The 18,623-nt window shown below is 70.0% G+C and carries 16 protein-coding genes; 10 read left to right on the top strand and 6 right to left on the bottom strand.

The window, feature by feature from the left end:
• Positions 1 to 82: 82 nt before the first annotated feature.
• Positions 83 to 910, bottom strand: a complete 828-nt coding sequence (locus ACWEVN_RS17105; protein ID WP_452051878.1) for a hypothetical protein — start codon at positions 908 to 910, stop codon at positions 83 to 85.
• A 145-nt stretch (positions 911 to 1,055) separates the two neighbouring features.
• On the opposite strand from ACWEVN_RS17105, the gene ACWEVN_RS17100 reads away from it, so the two are divergent.
• The 9 genes from ACWEVN_RS17100 (at position 1,056) to ACWEVN_RS17060 (ending at position 12,129) form a co-directional block, all read left to right on the top strand.
• Positions 1,056 to 1,931, top strand: coding sequence for a TIGR03619 family F420-dependent LLM class oxidoreductase (locus ACWEVN_RS17100; RefSeq protein ID WP_449683416.1), 876 nt, complete (start codon positions 1,056 to 1,058; stop codon positions 1,929 to 1,931).
• Positions 1,932 to 1,936: 5 nt separating this feature from the next.
• Positions 1,937 to 2,377 carry a nuclear transport factor 2 family protein gene (locus ACWEVN_RS17095; RefSeq protein WP_449683415.1) on the top strand — a complete coding sequence of 147 codons (441 nt, stop codon included), beginning with the start codon at positions 1,937 to 1,939 and terminating at the stop codon, positions 2,375 to 2,377.
• Positions 2,378 to 2,513: 136 nt separating this feature from the next.
• A complete protein-coding gene (locus tag ACWEVN_RS17090; RefSeq protein WP_449683414.1) occupies positions 2,514 to 3,104 on the top strand; it encodes a TetR/AcrR family transcriptional regulator in 591 nt (196 codons plus the stop codon).
• 12 nt (positions 3,105 to 3,116) lie between these two features.
• Positions 3,117 to 3,605, top strand: coding sequence for a hypothetical protein (locus ACWEVN_RS17085; protein WP_449683413.1), 489 nt, complete (start codon positions 3,117 to 3,119; stop codon positions 3,603 to 3,605).
• 668 nt (positions 3,606 to 4,273) lie between these two features.
• Positions 4,274 to 7,126 carry an AAA family ATPase gene (locus ACWEVN_RS17080; protein ID WP_452051877.1) on the top strand — a complete coding sequence of 951 codons (2,853 nt, stop codon included), beginning with the start codon at positions 4,274 to 4,276 and terminating at the stop codon, positions 7,124 to 7,126.
• A gap of 274 nt (positions 7,127 to 7,400) precedes the next feature.
• Entirely contained in the window at positions 7,401 to 8,429 is a 1,029-nt protein-coding gene (locus ACWEVN_RS17075) for a GDP-mannose 4,6-dehydratase (protein ID WP_449683411.1), read from the top strand.
• A 5-nt stretch (positions 8,430 to 8,434) separates the two neighbouring features.
• Complete coding sequence (locus ACWEVN_RS17070) at positions 8,435 to 9,793, top strand: glycosyltransferase (RefSeq protein ID WP_452051876.1); 1,359 nt, start codon at positions 8,435 to 8,437, stop codon at positions 9,791 to 9,793.
• A gap of 2 nt (positions 9,794 to 9,795) precedes the next feature.
• Positions 9,796 to 10,848 carry a DegT/DnrJ/EryC1/StrS family aminotransferase gene (locus ACWEVN_RS17065; RefSeq protein WP_452051875.1) on the top strand — a complete coding sequence of 351 codons (1,053 nt, stop codon included), beginning with the start codon at positions 9,796 to 9,798 and terminating at the stop codon, positions 10,846 to 10,848.
• Between the two features lie 51 nt (positions 10,849 to 10,899).
• On the top strand, positions 10,900 to 12,129 hold the full coding sequence (locus ACWEVN_RS17060; RefSeq protein ID WP_452051874.1) for a DUF222 domain-containing protein: 1,230 nt from the start codon (positions 10,900 to 10,902) through the stop codon (positions 12,127 to 12,129).
• Positions 12,130 to 12,420: 291 nt separating this feature from the next.
• Here ACWEVN_RS17060 and ACWEVN_RS17055 read toward each other — a convergent pair whose 3' ends face one another.
• The 5 genes from ACWEVN_RS17055 to ACWEVN_RS17035 all read right to left on the bottom strand — a co-directional run bounded on the left by ACWEVN_RS17055 (position 12,421) and on the right by ACWEVN_RS17035 (position 16,974).
• On the bottom strand, positions 12,421 to 13,080 hold the full coding sequence (locus ACWEVN_RS17055; protein WP_449683407.1) for a response regulator: 660 nt from the start codon (positions 13,078 to 13,080) through the stop codon (positions 12,421 to 12,423).
• Positions 13,081 to 13,145: 65 nt separating this feature from the next.
• The gene (locus ACWEVN_RS17050) at positions 13,146 to 13,961 is read right to left on the bottom strand and encodes an ABC transporter permease (protein WP_449683406.1); all 816 of its coding nucleotides are present in this window, start codon (positions 13,959 to 13,961) and stop codon (positions 13,146 to 13,148) included.
• Positions 13,958 to 14,950, bottom strand: a complete 993-nt coding sequence (locus ACWEVN_RS17045) for an ABC transporter ATP-binding protein (protein WP_449683405.1) — start codon at positions 14,948 to 14,950, stop codon at positions 13,958 to 13,960. Before ACWEVN_RS17045 ends, ACWEVN_RS17050 begins: the two co-directional genes overlap by 4 nt.
• Positions 14,951 to 15,069: 119 nt before the next feature.
• Complete coding sequence (locus ACWEVN_RS17040) at positions 15,070 to 16,263, bottom strand: macrolide family glycosyltransferase (protein WP_449683404.1); 1,194 nt, start codon at positions 16,261 to 16,263, stop codon at positions 15,070 to 15,072.
• A gap of 39 nt (positions 16,264 to 16,302) precedes the next feature.
• Positions 16,303 to 16,974, bottom strand: coding sequence for a VC0807 family protein (locus tag ACWEVN_RS17035; protein ID WP_449683403.1), 672 nt, complete (start codon positions 16,972 to 16,974; stop codon positions 16,303 to 16,305).
• Between the two features lie 300 nt (positions 16,975 to 17,274).
• Between ACWEVN_RS17035 and ACWEVN_RS17030 the strand changes: the two genes are divergently transcribed.
• Positions 17,275 to 18,609, top strand: a complete 1,335-nt coding sequence (locus ACWEVN_RS17030; RefSeq protein ID WP_452051873.1) for a histidine kinase — start codon at positions 17,275 to 17,277, stop codon at positions 18,607 to 18,609.
• The last annotated feature ends 14 nt before the right edge of the window (positions 18,610 to 18,623 follow it).

Genomic DNA, 18,623 nt, shown 5'->3' with positions numbered 1-18,623 from the left:
GTTCGGTGCGTAGGACGCACCGAACGCCACATTGGGTGCGTCTGACGCAACCAACGCCACATTGGGGCGCTTGAAACCGGCGTCAGAAGTCGAAGCCGCCGCCGTCGAAGCCTCCGCCGTCGAACCCGCCTCCGTCGAAGCCGCCGCCGCCCCAGTCGCCGCCGTCGCCACCGAAGTCGCCGCCGCCGTCGCCACCGAAGTCGCCTCCGGCGTCACCGCCGCCGTCGCCGCCCATGTCGCCGGACTCGAGCGCGTCCTGCTGGCCCGCGTCGTAGCCGGACTCCCAGGCCGAGGCGCTCGCGATGCCGCTCATGCCGGAGAACATCGCGCTGAACAGGAACATCGAGCCCAGACCCCAGGCGCCGGCGACGAGCGCGGGCTTCCACCACGGCTCGCTGTACCAGCCCTGCGGCACCGGACGGCCCGCGACGCGGCCGCCGGGGTAGTAGTACGGCGTGTCCTGGCCGGCGTCGGGCGAAGCGGCGTAGTGCTGGCCCTCGACGTCGACCTCGCGGCGCTCGGTGACCTTGCCGGCGCGCTCGCGCTCGGCCTCCTCCGGCAGCTGCGGGCCGGGGTCCATCCCCATCGCGACCCGCGCGGCGCGGACGTAGTAGAGGCCTTCGACGGCGGTGTCCTTCACCAGCCGGGCCTGTTCGATCGTGCGGGCCTGCTCCAGCTGCGAGCCGGCGGCGTTGTAGCGCTCGCTCGCGTCGGCCATCGCCTGCATCGACGCGGTGTCGTTGCCGTTGAGGTTGAGCACCTGGCCGCCGAGCCGCTCGACCAGGCGCCGGGCGTCGGCCTTGGCGTCGTCCAGCTCCCGCTGCCGGGCCGCGGCGCGCTGCCGCGAGAAATAGAGGCCGCCACCGACGATCACGACGACGAGCACGATCAGGAAGATCGCGGTGCCCATGGACCACTCCTGGAAGTTCGGGGCTCGGTGACGGGTGGTCACCGTTGAAACGGACAACGCGGACGCTACGCGGTGGGTTCCCGGTGCGTGACCGGGCCCACCGCGAGCGCTGGCCGAAGAAACTAGAACACGTTATAGTTCGGCCATGAAGTTCACCCTGTCGATCGCGATGAACCCCCTCGATCAGCTGGGCGAGCTCGCCCGGGCCGCCGAAGAGGCCGGCTTCGCCTCCATTGCCCTGCCCGACTCGCTCTTCTACGCCGAAACGGTGGACACGGACTACCCGTACACCCCGGACGGCAGCCGGTTCTGGACCGCGGAGACACCCTGGGTGGACCCGCTCGTCGCGACCGCGTCGATGGGCGCGGTCACCAGCCGGATCCACTTCTACACGTCGGTGCTGAAGCTCGGCTCGCGCAACCCGGTGCTGCTGGCCCGTCAGGTCGGCTCGGCGAGCGTGCTCACCGGCGGCCGGTTCGGCCTCGGGCTCGGCGTCGGCTGGCTGCCCCAGGAGTTCGAGTACTGCGGCGTGCCGTTCGAGCGGCGCGGCAAGCGCGTCGACGAGGCCATCGACGTGCTGCGGCTGATCCTCGGCGGCGGGATGGTCGAGTACCACGGCGAGTTCTACGACTTCGACAAGATCCAGATGAGCCCGGCGCCGCCGACCCGGGTGCCGTTCTACATCGGCGGTCACACCGAGGTCGCGCTGAAGCGCGCCGCCCGGGTCGCCGACGGCTGGTCGTCGGCGATGATGAAGCTCGACGAGCTCCGCGACACCATCGCCCGGCTCAAGGAGCTGCTCGCCGAGCGGGGTCGCGCCGACGACCCGTTCGAGTACCAGGCGGTCTGCATCGACGCCTTCGGGCTGGACGGCTACCGCGCGCAAGCCGACGCCGGTGTCACCGACGTGATCACCATGCCGTGGGTGTTCGACGGCATCGGGTTCGACGCGCCGGTCGAGCCGAAGCTCGAAGCGATCCGCAAGTTCGGAGCCGAAATCATCGCGAAGTTCGAGGAGTGACTCCCATGGGCGTGCAGGTCAGCTGGGACACCGAGGCGGAGCAGCCGCCCGCGCGGCGTGCGGCGTACGCGTCGATGACCGCGGTGACGGCGGGCGACAAGGAGGGCTGGCTGGCCCTGTTCGCCCCGGACGCGGTGGTCGAGGACCCGGTCGGCCCGTCGTTCTTCGACGAGACGGGCAAGGGCCACCACGGCCGCGAGGGGATCGGCGCGTTCTGGGACAAGACGATCGCCAACGTCGAGCGCTTCGAGTTCACCATCCGCGACTCCCACGCGGGCGGCGACGAGGTCGCCAATGTCGGCACGATCACGACATTCCTGCCCGGCGGCTACCGCGTCGACACCGACGGCGTCTTCGTCTACCGAGTCGGCGACGACGGCCTGATCCGCTCGGTCCGGGCGTTCTGGGAGACCGAACGCGCGATGGCGACGGCCCGCCAGGTCTGACCCCTACCCCTGCGAAGGCCACCCCGGGACCCGGGGTGGCCTTCGTCGTGTGTGTGATCGACACATACCGCAACCGCCATGTTGCGGAAAGAGCGCATTCTGGCGATTGTTTGCTCAACCGTGCTACTTTTTGCTCATGCAAGCAAAAACGTTCACCGAGAACGCCCGGCGGGCGCAGATCGTCCGCGCGGCGATCGAGACCATCGGTGAACTGGGGTATGCGAAGGCTTCGTTCGGGCAGATCGCGAAACGCGCCGGGCTGAGCAGCACCGGCATGATCTCCTACCACTTCGACGGCAAGGCGGACCTGATCGCCGAGGTCGTCCGGGACGTGCTGGCCACGAGCCTCGCTTACATGCGGGAGCGGATCGACGCGGTGCGGGGGCCGGCGGCGGAGCTGCGGGCCTACATCGAGTCGAACCTGGCGTTCATCGCCGAGCACCCGGTCGAAATCACCGCGCTGCTCGAGAGCCTGCGGCACGGCGGCGGTGTCACCGCGGGCAACGACGACTGGTACCACGGCGCCGTCGACATCCTGGAATCCTGCCTGCGCGAGGGCCAGCGCTCCGGCGACTTCGGCCGGTTCGACCCGCGCGTCATGGCGATCACCGTCCGCCAGGCCATCGACGGCATCCACACCGAACTGATCCGGCGTCCCGCCACCGACGCCGACGCCTACGCCGCCGAGCTCGTCGCCATCGTCGAACGGGCCACCGCGCCCGACTGAACTGGGGAAACCATGGTCACCTCGAACACCTCCGGGCGCGTGCTGCGGCCGGTCATCGCCCTGCTCTACCTGAACCTGCTGATCAGTGTCGCGTTCGCGGTGCTCACCTTCCTGCACAAGGACGGCATCCTCGACTACCAGGTGCTGCACTGGGAGTCGACCGGCCAGGCCGACCCGGCCGATCGCGCCGGCACGCGCGCGTCGCTGGAGAGCGTGCTGTGGATCCGCCCGGTGTCGGTGCTGGTCATCGCGATCGTCTACGTCCGGCTGGCGGGCCGGCTCAAGCTCGGCCGCCGCAGCACCTACGTCCGGCTGATGGTGATCACCGTGCTGGGGCTGGCCGGGCTGGTCTACCTCGTCGTCGCGGCCGAGTTCCCGAACTGGATGCGGGCCGGGCAGGTGGGGCAGGCGGTGGTCCTGCTCGTGCTGTTCCTGCTGCTGTGCACGAAGAGCGTCCGGGGGTACTTCTCGAAGCAGGGCCGGGTTCCGCAGAAGGTGTGAACCCGAACCGGATTTCCGTTCACATTGTGTTTCCCGGACATTGTTCAACGACTCCGGAAAAGATTCAGGTTTCGCGGAAGTAAACGTTACCCGGTCGCCTCGATCACCCGAATGCCCGAACGCCGGAGCGGCGGCTCCGACCCTGAGTGGAGCGCGGGTTCGTGCAGCTTCCGCCCGGTGTCCGGGGTGCCGGTACCCGCTTTGGTGGATCGGGACCAATCGGACATCCTCGGGTGGGGAAACCCCGTTGTGCCTCGTTGCGGCACGTAGGGGCAGGTGGTAGCTTCTGATCGTTATCTCCTCGCGGTGTACCGGGCGATCAGGGCAGTAATCGCCCAACGGGAACCGCGGGGATCTGGGGTCTGGGGAAAGGTTGTCCGATGAACGTTTACCGCGGTCCTTCATAAGGGACGCCGAATAACACTTCGCCGGCGGCTCGCGCGCGAGTCGACGGGACTTTGTCATCACCAGGCACTCGTTGGGGAGCGGTGGGCCCGGTCGATCGACCGTCAAGCATTGCGTGTGCGGCGGCATTTGCCCGTCGCGTGCGCGGCTGCGCTGGTGATTCGCGAAAAAAAGCCGTGTTCGGCCCGTCTGGGGTGGCCGCAACGCGGGTCGTGGATCAGCCGAACCCAACAGGCGACGAATTCCTGGGGGATTTACCTGTCATGCTCATCGAACGTGATTTCGAAACGGCGACGCTGAGCCAGATGCTCGCCGACGCCCACTCCGGCGCCGGCGGTGTCGGCCTGGTCCTCGGCCCGGTCGCCAGCGGCAAGACCGCGCTGCTGGAGACCTTCGGCCGGCAGGCCGCCGGCACCGGCGCGGTCGTGCTGTCCGCCTCCGGCGCCCGGTCCGAAACCGCCGTCGGCCTCGGCGTCGTTTCGCAGCTGGTCCACACGCCGGGCGTCCGCGCGGACATCGCGGACCAGGTGTCGGCGTACGTGGAGGACGCCGAGGCCGACGCGACGCTGCTGGACAGCCGGTTCCTGCACCGCCTCTCCAGCGCGGTGATCGGCTGGTCGGCCGAGAGCCCGCTGGTCGTCTGCGTCGACGACGCCCACCACGCCGATCCCGCGTCCCTGCAGTTCCTGCAGCACATGGCCCGGCGGATCCGCCCGGCCCGGGTGCTCGTGCTGCTCGCCGAACGGGCCGACCCGGGCGAGCGGCGCCCGGTCCGCCACGTCGACCTGATGCGGCGGCCGCACTGCCGCCAGCTGCGGCTGGCCCCGCTGTCCCGCAACGGCGTCGGCGTCCTGCTGGCCGGCAAGCTCGACGAAGGCAAGGCCCACGCGCTGGCCGCGCAGTGCTTCGCGGTCAGCGGCGGCAACCCGCTGCTGGCCACGGCGCTGGTGCACGACACCCGCGCGGCCGGCACGGGCGAGGTCGTCGCGGGCGCCGCCTACCGGCACGCCGTGCTGAGCTGCCTGCACTCCAGCGAGCCGCGGGCCCTCGAACTCGCCCGGGCGCTGGCCGTCCTCGGCGACGACGAGCAGTCGCAGATCGCGCTGGCCGGCGGCATGGTCTCCTTCGCGCCGGCCACCACCGAGCCGGTGCGCCGGGCGCTGGAGTCGGCCGGCGTGCTCGACGGGCACCGGTTCCGGCACCCCGAAGCCCGCGTCGCGGTGCTCGAGGAGCTCGACCCCGGGGTCCGGGCCGCCCTGCACGGCCAGGCCGCCCGCCTGCTGTTCGACCAGGGTGCCCGCCCGACCGCGATCGCCGCGCACGTGGTGGCGGCGAACCTGGACGAGCCGTGGACCGAGCACCTGCTGTCCGAGGCGTCGGAGGCGGCGCTGCTGGAGGACGACGTCGAGCTGGCCCGCGCGTGCATCGCGATGGCCAGCCGCTGCTGCACCGACGACCGCGACCGGGCGATCGCCAAGGCGTCGCTGGCCGACATCGAATGGCGGACCACCCCGGCGAAGGCGATGCGCCGGCTGCCGGAGCTGGTGCACGCGACCCGCGCCGGGTACCTGCCGGGCATCCGGGTCGTCGGCATCTTCGAGTTCCTGCTCTGGTTCGGCCGGGTCGACGAAGCCGTGGAGATCTCGAAGGCGTTCGGTGACCTGGTCGACTGCCGGGACCGCCGGACCCGCGGCGAGCTGCTGACGCTCGATTCGTGGCTGGCCAGCTCGGTGCCGGGGATGCGGCGCCTGATCGAGCCGATGCTCGCCTCGATCACCGACGAAACGCCGTCCCCGCAGCTCGGGCTCGCGGTGAACTCGCAGCAGAAGGCGATCGACGCGCTGACCAGCGCGGTCCGCGAAGGCCCGTCCGAGGCCGCGGTGCTCGACGCCGAGCAGGTGCTCGAAGGCACCCGGATGACCGACATCACCCTGCGGCACCTGGTCTTCGCGGCGACGGTGCTGGTCTACGCCGAACGCCTCGGCAAGGCCGCCACCTGGGCGGATCACCTGATGGCGCAGGCCGCCGGCCGTCCGGCGCCGACCTGGCAGGCGTCGCTGGCGGAGCTGCGCGCGGAGGTCGCGCTGCGGCAGGGCGACCTGCCGCTCGCCGCCCGCGACGCCAAGATCGCGCTGACGAAGATGACCCCGGAGGCGTGGGGCATCGGGGTGGGCGCGCCGCTGGCGACCCTGCTGGCCGCGCTGACCGAAATGGGGCGGTTCGACGAAGCGGCCGAGCTGCTCAACCAGCCGGTGCCGGACGCGCTCGGCGAGACCCGGTTCGGCCTGCACTACCTGCACGCGCGCGGCCACTACTACCTCGCGACCGGCCGGCTGCCGACGGCGCTGAACGACTTCCTCGCCTGCGGGGAGCAGATGGCCCGGTGGAACCTGGACCAGCCGTCACTCGTGCCGTGGCGCTCCAGCGCCGCGGAGGTCCACCTGAAGCTGGGTGACCGCGAGAAGGCCCGTCAGTTCGCCGAGGAGCAGGCGGCGAAGCTCGGGCCGGACTGCGGCGACCGCACCCGCGGCATCACGCTGCGGACGCTGGCGCTGGTGGCCGACCCCGCGCGGCGGCCGAAGCTGATGCAGGAAGCGGTGGACGTGCTCGAGAAGTCCGGCGCCAAGCTGGAACTGGCCCGCACGCTCGCCGAGCTGAGCCGGGCGGGCGGCGACACGCCCGCAGCGCGCACGGCCGCCCGGGACGCCCGGGTGCTGGCCAAGGAATGCGGCGCGGAGCTGCTGCGGAAGACGTTCCTCGACGGCGGGGACGACGACGTGGTGGTGTCCCTCCGCGGCCGGGTCGCCCCGGCCGACGTCAAGCTGCTGACCGACGCCGAGCAGCGGGTCGGCTGGCTCGCCGCGCGGGGCCACACCAACCGCGAGATCGCCAGCCAGCTCTACATCACGGTCAGCACGGTGGAACAGCACCTGACGCGCGTATACCGCAAGCTGAGCGTCAGCCGGCGCCGCGACCTGGCGTCGGAGCCGCAGCTGCGGGTGCCGGAGCAGCAGGAGCGCTTGCCGGGCGTGCCCCGGCCGCCGGTGGCGGTCAACCACCGGGCGCCGGCCCCGCCGGTGCGCCGTCCACTGAGGCCGGTGCCGCCGGTCCGCTGACGGACGTCACCGGAGCCGGGATCCCGTACGGGGTCCCGGCTCTTCCGTTTCCGCAGACCCCTATAGGTGCGCCCCTAGGTTTCCCTCCGCGGCCACTGACTTGGCGCCCGATTCGTTGACAAAGAACCGGTGTCCCGCGAGCGTGAACGTCGTTGCCGGGCACCGGATCCGGCGCGATTTTCGCGGCGGCGAGGTACCCCGGAGCTGCTCGCACGGCGGCCGGACGACGCCACGGCGGGAGCTGTACTCGTGACGTGGCAAGGAAGGCACATCCATGGCGAAGCGTGCGTTGATCACCGGAATCACCGGGCAGGACGGGTCGTACCTGGCCGAGCACCTGCTGGCCGAGGGTTACCAGGTGTGGGGCCTGGTGCGCGGCCAGGCCAATCCGCGCAAGTCGCGGATCAGCAGGCTGGTCTCCGATCTCCACTTCGTGGAGGGGGATCTGATGGACCAGGTCAGTCTCGTGTCCGCAGTGGACTTCGTGCAGCCCGACGAGGTGTACAACCTCGCGGCCATCTCGTTCGTGCCGATGTCGTGGCAGCAACCCGAACTCACCACCGAGGTGAACGGCATGGGCGTGCTGCGGGTGCTCGAAGCGGTCCGGATGGTGTGCGGGCTGGACAAGTCCCGCCCGACCGGCGGCGGGATCCGGTTCTACCAGGCGTCGTCGTCGGAGATGTACGGCAAGGTGGCCGAGACCCCGCAGAACGAGCAGACCATCTTCCACCCGCGCAGCCCCTACGGCGTCGCGAAGACCTACGGGCACTTCATCACCAAGAATTACCGCGAATCCTTCGGCATGTTCGGGGTGTCCGGGATCCTGTTCAACCACGAGTCCCCGCGCCGCGGCGCCGAGTTCGTCACCCGCAAGATCACCATGGCGGTGGCGGAGATCAAGCTGGGCCTGCGCGACAAGCTGTACCTGGGCAACCTGGACGCGGTCCGTGACTGGGGATTCGCCGGCGACTACGTCCGCGCGATGCACCTGATGCTGCAGCAGGAGACGGCGACCGACTACGTGGTGGGCACCGGGCAGATGCACTCGGTTCGCGACGCCGTCCAGATCGCCTTCGACGCGGTGGACCTGAACTGGCGCGACTACGTCGTCATCGACCCGGCCCTGGTCCGGCCCGCGGAGGTCGAAACCCTCTGCGCCAACCCGGAAAAGGCGCGCGCCGAGCTCGGCTGGAAGCAGTCGGTCGACTTCGAGGAGCTGATGCGGATGATGGTCGAGGCCGACCTGCGGAAGGCGTCGAACGAGCACAAGTACAGCGAGCTGATGCTCGCCGGGAGCTGGTGACGGCCGTGACGCCCATCCTGTTCGCGTCGATCGCGGACGCCGGCATGATCAACCCGCTGCTCGTCATCGCCGGCGAACTCGCCCGCCGTGGCGTGCCGGACCTGTACTTCGCGTCCACAGAGGACCGCCGCGCCGACGTCGAGGCGATCTCCGCGACCAACCCGGTCCGGTTCGTTTCGTTCGGGGAGCGGCTCGAACGGCCGCCGGGCGAGTGGCACCCGGACCTCTACGCGGCGGCGACCCAGCCCGCGAAGCCGGGCAGCCTGACCGCGCGGCCGCAGAACGTCGTCGCCTACCTCAGCGGGGTCACCGACGCGAGCATCATGGTGACGATGTACGAGCGCGCGCTGGCCGTCGTCGACGAGGTGAAGCCGGCGCTGATGGTCATCGACTCCTCCAGCGTCTACCCGACCGACGCGGCGATCGCCCGCGAGGTCCCGTACATCTACAGCGTGCCGATCTCGGTGAGCGAGATCTTCGCCGAGCGCCTGCCGTTGAGGTACCCGAGCCCGAACACCGGGCTGCCGCGCGCGCTTTCGGGACGGCAGAAGCTCGCGAACCTGTGGTTCCGGCTGCGGCTGCTGCACGGCATGCTGACGAAGGTTCCGGCGATGCAGTTCACCAAGGCCCGCAAGGAAGCCGGGATCCTGAACGCGACGGCCGGTCAGTCCGGCTACGCCGACCGCGCGCGGGCGATCCTCGGGTATTCGGTGTTCGGCATGGAGTACCCGTTCGACGCGGCGCCGTCGCACCTGCGGATGGTGGGGCCCGTGGTACCCCCGCTGCCGGAGGCGGTGACGCCGGATCCGGCGTTATCGGCCTGGCTGGACGAGCACGAATCGGTGGTGTACCTGGCGTTCGGCACCCACATGCGGCTCACCGCGCCCCAGGTGTCGGCGATCGCGGAGGCGGCGCGGCGGATCGGGCCCGAGCACCACGTGCTGTGGAAGCTGCCGAAGGCCCAGCGCGCGTTGCTGCCGGCGGACCTGCCGCCGAACGTCCGGCTGGAGAACTGGGTGCCGTCCCAGTTCGACGTCCTGGCCCACCCGCACGTGCGCGTCTACTACCACCACGGCGGCGGCAACAGCGCGTACGAAGGGATCTACTTCGGGAAGCCGGGCCTGGTGCAGCCGTTCTGGATGGACTGCCACGACCACGCGGCGCGGGTCCTCGACAGCGGCTGCGGGCTGGTCCTCTCGTACGAGGAGACGATTTCGGCGGCCGCGATCGTGGCCAAGCTGCGCCGGGTGCTGGAGGAGAAGGAGTTCACGGCCCGGGCCGAGGAGTGGGCGGACCGCTTCCGCGCGGCGGGCGGCCTGGGCGCCGCCGCCGACACCGTGCTGGCCGCTCTCGGGAAGGGATAGGCATGTCCGTCAAGTATCCGGTGTCCCAGCCGTACCTGAACGGCGACGAGCTGGCCAACGTCACCGACGCCGTCACGAGCGGCTGGATCTCTTCGCAGGGCCCGTACGTGGAGCGGTTCGAGTCGGATTTCGCCGCGTACAACGGGGTGTCGTTCGGGGTGGCGTGCTCGTCTGGGACGACGGCGCTGACGCTGGCGTTGCGGGCGCTGGGGATCGGCCCGGGGGACGAGGTGATCGTCCCGGAGTTCACGATGATCGCCTCGGCGTGGGCGGTGACGTACACGGGAGCGACCCCGGTGTTCGTCGACTGCGGCGACGATCTGAACATCGACGTGTCGCTGATCGAAGCGAAGATCACCCCGCGCACCCGCGCGATCATGCCGGTGCACATCTACGGGCGCCGGTGTGCCATGGACGCGATCATGGAGCTGGCGTACGAGTACAACCTGCGTGTCGTGGAGGACTCGGCGGAGGCGCACGGGGTGCGTCCGGTCGGGGACATCGCGTGCTTTTCGTTGTTCGCCAACAAGATCATCGCCTCGGGTGAGGGCGGGATCTGCCTGACGTCGGACGCCCGGCTCGCGGCGCAGATGAAGCACCTGCGGGGGATGGCGTTCAACCGGGACCACACGTTCCTGCACAAGAAGCTCGGGTACAACTTCCGCATGACGAACCTGCAGGCCGCGGTGGCGACGGCCCAGGTGGCCCAGCTCGATTCGATCCTCGCTCTCCGGTCGGCGATCGAGGCGCGTTACGACGCTGGACTGCGGGACATTCCGGGGGTGCGGTTGATGCCTCGGCGGGATGTGCTGTGGATGTACGACCTGTTGTGTTCGCGGCGAGACGAGCTGCGCGCTTTCCTTGCCGGGGAGGGGATCGAGACGCGGGTGTTCTTCAAACCGATGAGCCGGCAGCCGATGTACCTGGATCCGGTGTGGCCTTCGTTGCGGGCCAACCGGTTTGCGGAGGAGGGCTTGTACCTGCCGACGTACACTTCGCTGGGCGAGGATGATCAGGAGTACATCGTTTCGCGGGTAAGGAAGTTCTACAGCTGATCCGCCCGATCGAGTGATGAACTTCTGTTCGATGGTCGGTAATCTTGATCTATGTCCGACAGCGCTCGTTCGTCTGCCGAGGCGGTGGCTTTCGCCGACCGCCTCGGTGAGTTGCTCGCGTGTATGCGGTCTGCGGAGGCCGAGCTGGGGGCGCTGGTGGTGGAGATCGAGCAGCGTGGGGTGATGGAGGTGTTCGGGTACCGGTCTGTTGCCCGGTTGCTGGAGCACCTGGGTGACCTTCCGAGGTCGGCGGCGGAGCGTTTGGTGAAGCGGGCTCGTTTGGTGAATCCGGGTCGCGCTCTCGATGGCACCCCGATCCCGGCCCTGGCGCCGGCGACGGGTGTTGCTGCTTTGTCCGGATCGCTGAGTGCTCCGATGATCGATGTGATCACCGGGGTGCTGGCCGAGGTTCCGCCTGAGCATCGTGACCGTGTCGAGGCTGATCTGCTCGCCTTCGCGGCCGAGGCTGGGCACAAGCAGGTTGCGGTCCTTGGTGCCCGGATCCTCGCCCACCTGGCTCCCGATGGTGCCGAGCCCGACGACACCGAACCTTTGACTCCCACCCGGGAGCTGTTTCTGCGTCGTCGAAGATCCGGGGTCTGGGAGTTGAACGGCAAGTTCGACGATGAGACCGGCACCCGTGCCAGTGTTCTGCTCGATGCTTTGGCCGAGCGTCGTACCGGTGACGACGGGCCCGACCACCGCGCGATGCCGCAGCGTTACGGTGATGCGTTCTCCGACGCCATCGACCTGGCCCTCAACTCTCCGGACTTGCCGATGCAGGCCGGGGAACGGGCCCACGTCATGGTCGCGGTTTCCCTCACCGACCTGAAGTCCGGCGCCGGTCGGGCCACGCTCGGTGACACTGGCACGATGACCGCGGCCGAAGCCCGGGTCCATGCCTGTGACGCCATGGTCATCCCCGCGGTGTTGGGTGCGAAAAGTGAACCCCTCAACCTCGGGCGCCTCCGCCGTTTGATCTCCGCCGGACTTCGCCGCGCCCTGTTCCTGCGCGACCGAGGCTGCGCGTTCCCCGGCTGCCACCGCCCACCCCGGCACTGCCAAGGCCATCACATCCGGCATTGGGCCGACGGTGGCCCTACTGACCTGAACAACCTGGTGTTGATGTGCGCTCACCACCACCGGCTGCTGCACCGCTCCGGCTGGGAAGTCCGCATCGCCGCCGATGGCCTCCCGGAATTCCTTCCACCCACCTTCCTCGACCGGCGCCGAAAACCCCGGCGCAACAACCTCCACGAACCGCTGCCATTCGCAGCCTGAACACGGGAAAGGCCCCGCGGCCACACGGCCGCGGGCCCACACCCGCGCGCGCAGGCTGTCCTCAAAGGCCAGAGACCACGCGAGATGCCTCTCCAGTCATGCGCAATGCTTCTCCAGCCACGTGAGATGCCCCTCTGGTCACGTGTGATGCCTTCTCCGTCACGCCGACCAACCGCCTAGGTAAGCCGGCCGATTCTCCGTCGCACGACCCGACTGCTCAGGACCGCGAGCCGACCGTCCGATGGCCAGGCTTCCCAAAGCGACACTTCCGCAACCCGCCGACGCGAGCACCTACCCCTGCCGCACCTTGCTGCTCAAGTAGGTCAACACCGCCAGCACCCGGCGGTTGTCGTCCTCGTGCTGGGCCAGATCCAGCTTCGTGAAGATGCTTGCCGTGTGCTTGCCCACTGCGGCCTCGCTGATCGTCATCCGCTGGGCGATCGCCGCATTGGATCTGCCCTCGGCCATCAGTTCCAGGACCTGGCGCTCGCGGGGGGTCAGCGCGTCCAGGGGGTCGCGGCGCGATCTGCTCGCCAGGAGCTTGGTGATGACCTCCGGGTCCATGGCCGTCCCTCCGGCCGCCACCATGCGGAGGGCGTCCACGAACTGGTCCGCGTTCAGCACCCGGTCCTTCAACAGGTACCCGATCGCGCCCGCTCCGTCCGCCAGGAGCTCTCGGGCGTACGTCTGCTCCACGTGCTGGGATAGCACCAGCACCGGCAGCCCTGGGCGTCGGCGGCGGGCCTCCAATGCCGCGCGGATTCCTTCGTCGCTGAACTTGGGAGGCAGGCGGACGTCCACCACCGCGATGTCCGGTGCGTGGTCCTCGATCGCCTTCAGCAGCTCCGGGGCATTGCCCACCGCCGCCACCACTGCGAAACCGTGTGCTTCCAGGAGCCTCGTCATGCCGTCTCGAAGCAGGTAGAGATCCTCCGCGAGGACAACGCGCACGAACCGCTCCTGGGATTCCGGGCCGGGCGGGGCCGGGCTGGGTGGCCCAACCGTACCGGAGCCCTTCAGTCCAGTGCGCGCTTGAGGAAGCCCCTGATGCCGAACGCGCCGAAGATCAGCGTTGCCACCACCATGACCAGCAGGGAGATCCACAGCGGGATGGACTGGACCTGGTCCGGCATCACCAGCCGCCGCAGCGCCTCCGAGACGTACGTCAGCGGGTTGGCCGCGCAAATCACCTGGAACCAGCGCAAACCGGACAAGCTCAGCCAGGGGAACTGCCCGGATCCGGTGAAGATCAGGGGCACCAGCAGGATCGTGAACACCAGGTTGATGTGGCGGGGCGGCACGATCGTCCCCAGCACCATCCCCACCGCCGCGCCGGCCAGGGAACCCAGGGCGACGACTCCCGCCACCCCCGGCAGGGCCGCCGGGCTCCAGTGGACGCCGTCGAGGATGAGCAGGCCGATCGGGATCATCACCAGGCCGGCGATGATGCCGCGGATCGCGCCGAACAGCATCTTCTCCACCGCGACCAGGCGGATCGACAGCGGCGCCAGCAGCCGGTCCTCGATCTCCCTGGTCACCGAAAAGTCCAGCACCAGGGGCAACGCCGTGTTCTGCAACGCCCCGGTGAACGCGTTCATCGCCACCATGCCCGGCAGCAGGACCTGGGCGTACCCGGCGCCCGCGTAGCCGATCTGCGACAGCACCTTGCCGAAGATGAACAACAGGAACAGCGGCTGGATCAGCATCTGGGCCAGGAACGGGAGCAGCTCGCGCCCGGTGACGAAGAAGTCGCGGCCGAGCACGGCGAAGAACGCGCGGGCCTGGCCAGGCTGTGGTTGCGGCATTGGCGGGGCGACAGTGGCGGCGGTCATCGGAGGTCCCGTCCGGTGATGGAGATGAACACGTCTTCGAGGGTGGGCTTGCCGAACGAGATGCCGGTGACCTCGCACCGCTCGCGGCCCAGCACCGCCAGCACGCCCGGCAGGAGCGACGCCGGCTCGGCTTCGGTGTACAGGCGGAACTGGACGGCGTTCTCGTCCGCGGCCGCCCGGCCGGCGGCGGCGAGCCGCTCGACCCGCTCCACCGACGGCACCTGCTCCAGCTCCTTGCCGACGGCGTCGGCGTCGGCGGGCGACTCCGCCAGCCTCACGCCCACGGTCAGCGTCGTGTTGCCGGGCAGCGACCGGGTCAGCGCGTCCGTCGTGTCCAGCGCCAGCAGCTTGCCGCGGTCGACGATGCCGACGCGGTCGCACAGCTTGGCCGCTTCCTCCATGTCGTGCGTGGTGACCACCACCGTGACGCCCTCGGCCGTCAGTTCGGCGACGCGCTCGTGCACGAACAGGCGCGACTGCGGGTCGAGCCCGGTCGCCGGCTCGTCGAGGAACATCACCTTCGGCTGGTGCATCAGCGCGCGGGCGATCATCACACGCTGGGCCTGGCCGCCGGACATCTCGTCGACCCGGGCTTTCGCCCGTGGGCCGAGCCCCATCCACTCGATGAGCTCCTCGGCCCGGCGATGCCGCTGCGCCCGGCCCATGCCGTGGTAGGCGGCGTGGAACAGCAGGTTCTGCCGCACGGTCAGCGACTGGTCGAGGTTGTTGCGCTGCGGCACGACGGCCAGCGCCTGGCGGGCCGCCGTCGCGTGCTTGACGACGTCGATGCCCGCCACCTCGGCGTGGCCGGACGTCGGCAGCGCGCGGGTGGTCAGCATGCTGACCGTCGTCGTCTTGCCCGCGCCGTTGGGACCCAGCAGGCCGAACACCTCGCCGGTGGCGATGGTGAACCCGAGGCCGTCGACCGCCGGCCGTTCTGCTTTCGGGTACCTCTTGACGAGGTCCCGTACCACCACCGCGTCCGGCACGCCGGGCCTCCAGGGATCAGTGCGGACAAAAAGGGCAGGAAGAGGTGAGGAAGGGCCGTGGTGCTGGGGGACAACCTCGGCCCTTCCCCACAGGCGGCTGGTTCTGCCGAACCAGCGGGTCAGGAAGTGTGCTTGAGGTGCCGCTCGAGCTCGTCGGCCGCGCGGGCCGCGCCACCGGCGGCGCGCACCTTCGCGCCCATCGCGGCGACGGCGGACCGCACGCGCTCGTCGGCCGCCGTCGTCTTGACGGCGTCGCGCAGCAGCTCCGGCGTCGGTTCCCGGCCGGCCAGGTTCGTGCCCAGGCCGAGTTCCGCGACCCGGTTGGCGACGGCGGCCTGCTCGACGCTCTGCGGCAGGGCCACCATCGGAGTGTCGAAGTACAGCGCCTCCATCGTCCCGCCCATGCCCGAGTGGGTGATGAAGGCCGAAGCGTGGTTCAGCACCGCCAGCTGCGGCACCTGCGCGTGGGCCTCGATGTTCGGCGGGAGCTCGCCGAGCGAAGCCGGGTCAAGCGCGCCGATCGACAGCACGACGTGCCAGTCCTCACCGGTGAACGCCGCCACGACGGCCCGGAAGAAGTCCGGCCGGTCGTTGAACGCCGTGCCGAGCGAAACCAGCAGCACCGGCTTGCCGTCCGACGGCGGCTGCCACCCGCCCTGGAACGTCCGGTCGCCCAGGCACGGGCCGATGAACGCGAAGTGGTCGTCGAAAGTCTCGCCCTCGTACTGGAACTCCTTGGCCACGAAGGCGAGCGCGAACTCCTCGCGGCCGATGGCGAAGTCCGCGGGCGAGATCGCCGGGACGCCGTGGGCCTGCGTCAGCTCGGCGATCTTCTCCCGGAACGCGACGCGGGCGGGGTGTTCCTCGCTGAACCCGTTCTCCTCGCCGAGGAACTTCGCCAGCGACCAGTGGTCGTTGTAGGCGAAGGACGGGAACAGCTCCACCGCGGGCACGCCCCACTTCGCGGCGAGCACCCGTCCGGTCGCGTACACGGTCCGGTCGTAGAGGATCAGGTCCGGGACGTCTTCGGCGAAGGCCGCCTCGAACACCGGGATGGTCGCCGTGCTTTCCATGACCAGCACCAGCGGCAGCCACGCGGCGAAGTCGGCGGGCGGGTCCTCGGTGCGCGGCTTCGGCGTCAGGGACGACTCGTACCGCAGCACCCGCGCGCCGGTCGGCGCCACCAGCTCGGCGAACTGGTCCGTCGTGGCGAAGGTGACGCGGTGCCCGCGGCGGACCAGCTCGGCGGCCACGTCCAGCGTCGGCATGACGTGCCCGTACGCGGGGATGGTCAGCAGCGCGATGTGTGCCATGGGAAAGCTCCTCGGATTGCGGTGGACGGCCGGAGGCCCTCAGGCACGCAGGTCGTGCTTGCGGGTGTAGTAGGCCATGAAGCCGATGAGCCCGCCGAGGACCACGATCCACTGCACGGTCGTCACCAGGTTGATGTCGTCGAGCGGCAGCGTGTAGGCGAGCACCACGCGCACGACCGCGTCCACGATCATGCCGATGCCGAAGACGACGGTGAGCAGGCGCAGCCCGTGGCGCATCCGCGGCTCGGTGTCCCAGCGGCGTTCCCACACCTCGGCGCCGGCGCCGCCGCGCTTGGTGCGCGCGATGCTGACTCCGGCGTGCAGGAAGAACGGCTTCTCGAAGAACAGCGTGATCAGCATCCAGATGCCGAACATGGCGGTGAGCCAGCCGTCCTTGGCGAAGAAGAACCGCGCGTCACCCGAAATCAGCGAAACCGCGGTGCCGATGACCATCATCGTCACCATGAAGAGGCCGAGCCCGTCGATCTTGCGGTAGCGGGCGAAGACGTACACGGTGCGGACCACCGGGACGATGCCACCGATGATCGCAGCGGTCAACAGCGGGACGCCGTTCTGGCGCAGGATGTAGTAGACGGCGAGCGGGACGATCAGGTCGAAGGCCGCGGAAGCGAACAGCGCCAGCCGCGGATTGCGCGGTTCCCCGTGCGACGGCGCGTCGGCCTGCGTGCGTTGAATGCCGGCTTCGTTCATTGCTGCTCCTGGTGGTTCGCGAGTTCGTTCTCTTGCGGAACGCCATTCGCTTGCGTCGTGGCGCTGCTCCGGGGACAACGGTAGTGTCGCGATCCCGGTCGGCGTGAGCCTGTTAGACCGAACATAGGGGTATGGCTTCCTCTACCCCTATGAGTGGGCTTGGCCGATTGTGCGGCCCTCCGGGGCGCGTCCAGACTGGACCGACCTCGAGTGCGAGAGGGCCGGTCCGGCCCCCTGGAGACGATGGGGGACGCGATGAGCCGACCGGGAACACTGTCCCGTGGCGAGTATGATCTGCCGATGTCGACGATTCCGCGGCGCAGCGCCTCGGCCGTCCGGCGGGGTGTCGCCGGAATGGCGCGGCTGGTCGTTTTCGTGCTGTTCGCCGCGGTGCAGGTGTGCGTTCTCACGTTGCCCGCACTGTTCTGGCTGCCGGAATACGTCGCCGCCGCGGGGCTCACCGTGCTGGTGGCCATTCCCGCCTGCCGCCTGCTGCCGGTGCTTTCCCGCAAATGCGCGCCGGCCCTCTACGGCCGGGCCGTCGAATCGCCGTACCTGCCGTTGCCGGCGCTGGAACGCACCGAGAACGGCTGGTACTGGAACGGCTACGACTTCCACAAGTTCCGCTGGGTTTCGCTGGCCCAGCGGCGCGGCCGCTGGTTCTTCACCGACCCGGCGACCTGGCGCGACCTGGCCTGGCTGGTGGTCAACCCGCTGACCGGCGGCCTCCTGGCGGCCGTGCCCGTCGCGCTCGCCGGTTTCGGCGCGTTCCTGCTGGTCGCGCCGCTGACCGCGCCGCACCTCCCGGCCGGGGCGTGGTACTTCCCGCTGCCCGTCGACACCCCGGCCGGCGTCGCCGCGACGGTCGTCGCCGGGCTGGCGCTGCTCGTGCTGGGGCTGGTGGCCGCGCCCGGCGCGGTCGCCCTGCACGAAGCCTGGACGAGGTGGCTGCTGGCGCCGGACGAGCGGGCGCTGCTGTCGCGGCGGGTGGAGCGGTTGTTCGCCACCCGGGCCGCGGCGATCGACGCCCAGGCCGCCGAGCTGCGGCGGATCGAGCGCGACCTGCACGACGGCGCCCAGGCGCGGCTGATCGCGATCGGCATCTCGCTCGGCACCGCGGAGATGCTGCTCGACACCGACCTCGACGAGGTCCGGCGGCAGCTGGCCGGCGCGCGGGAGCTGTCCGCGGCGGCGCTGCAGGAGCTGCGCGGGCTGGTGCACGGCATCCAGCCGCCGATGCTCGCCGACCGCGGCCTCGGCGCCGCGCTCGAGGACCTGGCGATGGACGCGCCGGTGCCCACCGACGTCGAGGTCGGGCTGGTCGGCCGCCCGGACGCGGCCCTGGAGTCGGCCGTCTACTTCTCGGTGGCCGAACTGCTGGCCAACGCGGCCAAGCACGCGGCCGCCAAGCGCGTGCGGGTGAGCGTCACCCACCGGCCGGGCACGCTGCGGGTCGTCGTCGCCGACGACGGCAAGGGCGGCGCCGACTCGAGCCGCGGCACCGGCCTCGCCGGCGTCCAGCGCCGGATCGCGGCCTTCGACGGCGTCCTGGACTGTTCCAGCCCGCCGGGCGGCCCCACCGAAATCACCATCATGATTCCGTACGTGCTTCCGTCGGACGGCAATACCGAATAGTTTCAGGGGGATCA

This window comes from Amycolatopsis sp. NPDC003861, assembly GCF_053605405.1.
The sequence above is the reverse complement of the archived record's forward strand: the minus strand, read 5'-3'. Positions and strand labels throughout refer to the sequence as shown.

What these genes read in the sequence shown, in the direction of transcription:
- ACWEVN_RS17105 (WP_452051878.1), bottom strand. Translation starts at nt 910, where the DNA reads ATGGGCACCGCGATCTTCCTGATCGTGCTCGTCGTCGTGATCGTCGGT.
- ACWEVN_RS17100 (WP_449683416.1), top strand. Translation starts at nt 1,056, where the DNA reads ATGAAGTTCACCCTGTCGATCGCGATGAACCCCCTCGATCAGCTGGGC.
- ACWEVN_RS17095 (WP_449683415.1), top strand. Translation starts at nt 1,937, where the DNA reads ATGGGCGTGCAGGTCAGCTGGGACACCGAGGCGGAGCAGCCGCCCGCG.
- ACWEVN_RS17090 (WP_449683414.1), top strand. Translation starts at nt 2,514, where the DNA reads ATGCAAGCAAAAACGTTCACCGAGAACGCCCGGCGGGCGCAGATCGTC.
- ACWEVN_RS17085 (WP_449683413.1), top strand. Translation starts at nt 3,117, where the DNA reads ATGGTCACCTCGAACACCTCCGGGCGCGTGCTGCGGCCGGTCATCGCC.
- ACWEVN_RS17080 (WP_452051877.1), top strand. Translation starts at nt 4,274, where the DNA reads ATGCTCATCGAACGTGATTTCGAAACGGCGACGCTGAGCCAGATGCTC.
- ACWEVN_RS17075 (WP_449683411.1), top strand. Translation starts at nt 7,401, where the DNA reads ATGGCGAAGCGTGCGTTGATCACCGGAATCACCGGGCAGGACGGGTCG.
- ACWEVN_RS17065 (WP_452051875.1), top strand. Translation starts at nt 9,796, where the DNA reads ATGTCCGTCAAGTATCCGGTGTCCCAGCCGTACCTGAACGGCGACGAG.
- ACWEVN_RS17060 (WP_452051874.1), top strand. Translation starts at nt 10,900, where the DNA reads ATGTCCGACAGCGCTCGTTCGTCTGCCGAGGCGGTGGCTTTCGCCGAC.
- ACWEVN_RS17050 (WP_449683406.1), bottom strand. Translation starts at nt 13,961, where the DNA reads ATGACCGCCGCCACTGTCGCCCCGCCAATGCCGCAACCACAGCCTGGC.
- ACWEVN_RS17040 (WP_449683404.1), bottom strand. Translation starts at nt 16,263, where the DNA reads ATGGCACACATCGCGCTGCTGACCATCCCCGCGTACGGGCACGTCATG.
- ACWEVN_RS17035 (WP_449683403.1), bottom strand. Translation starts at nt 16,974, where the DNA reads ATGAACGAAGCCGGCATTCAACGCACGCAGGCCGACGCGCCGTCGCAC.
- ACWEVN_RS17030 (WP_452051873.1), top strand. Translation starts at nt 17,275, where the DNA reads ATGTCGACGATTCCGCGGCGCAGCGCCTCGGCCGTCCGGCGGGGTGTC.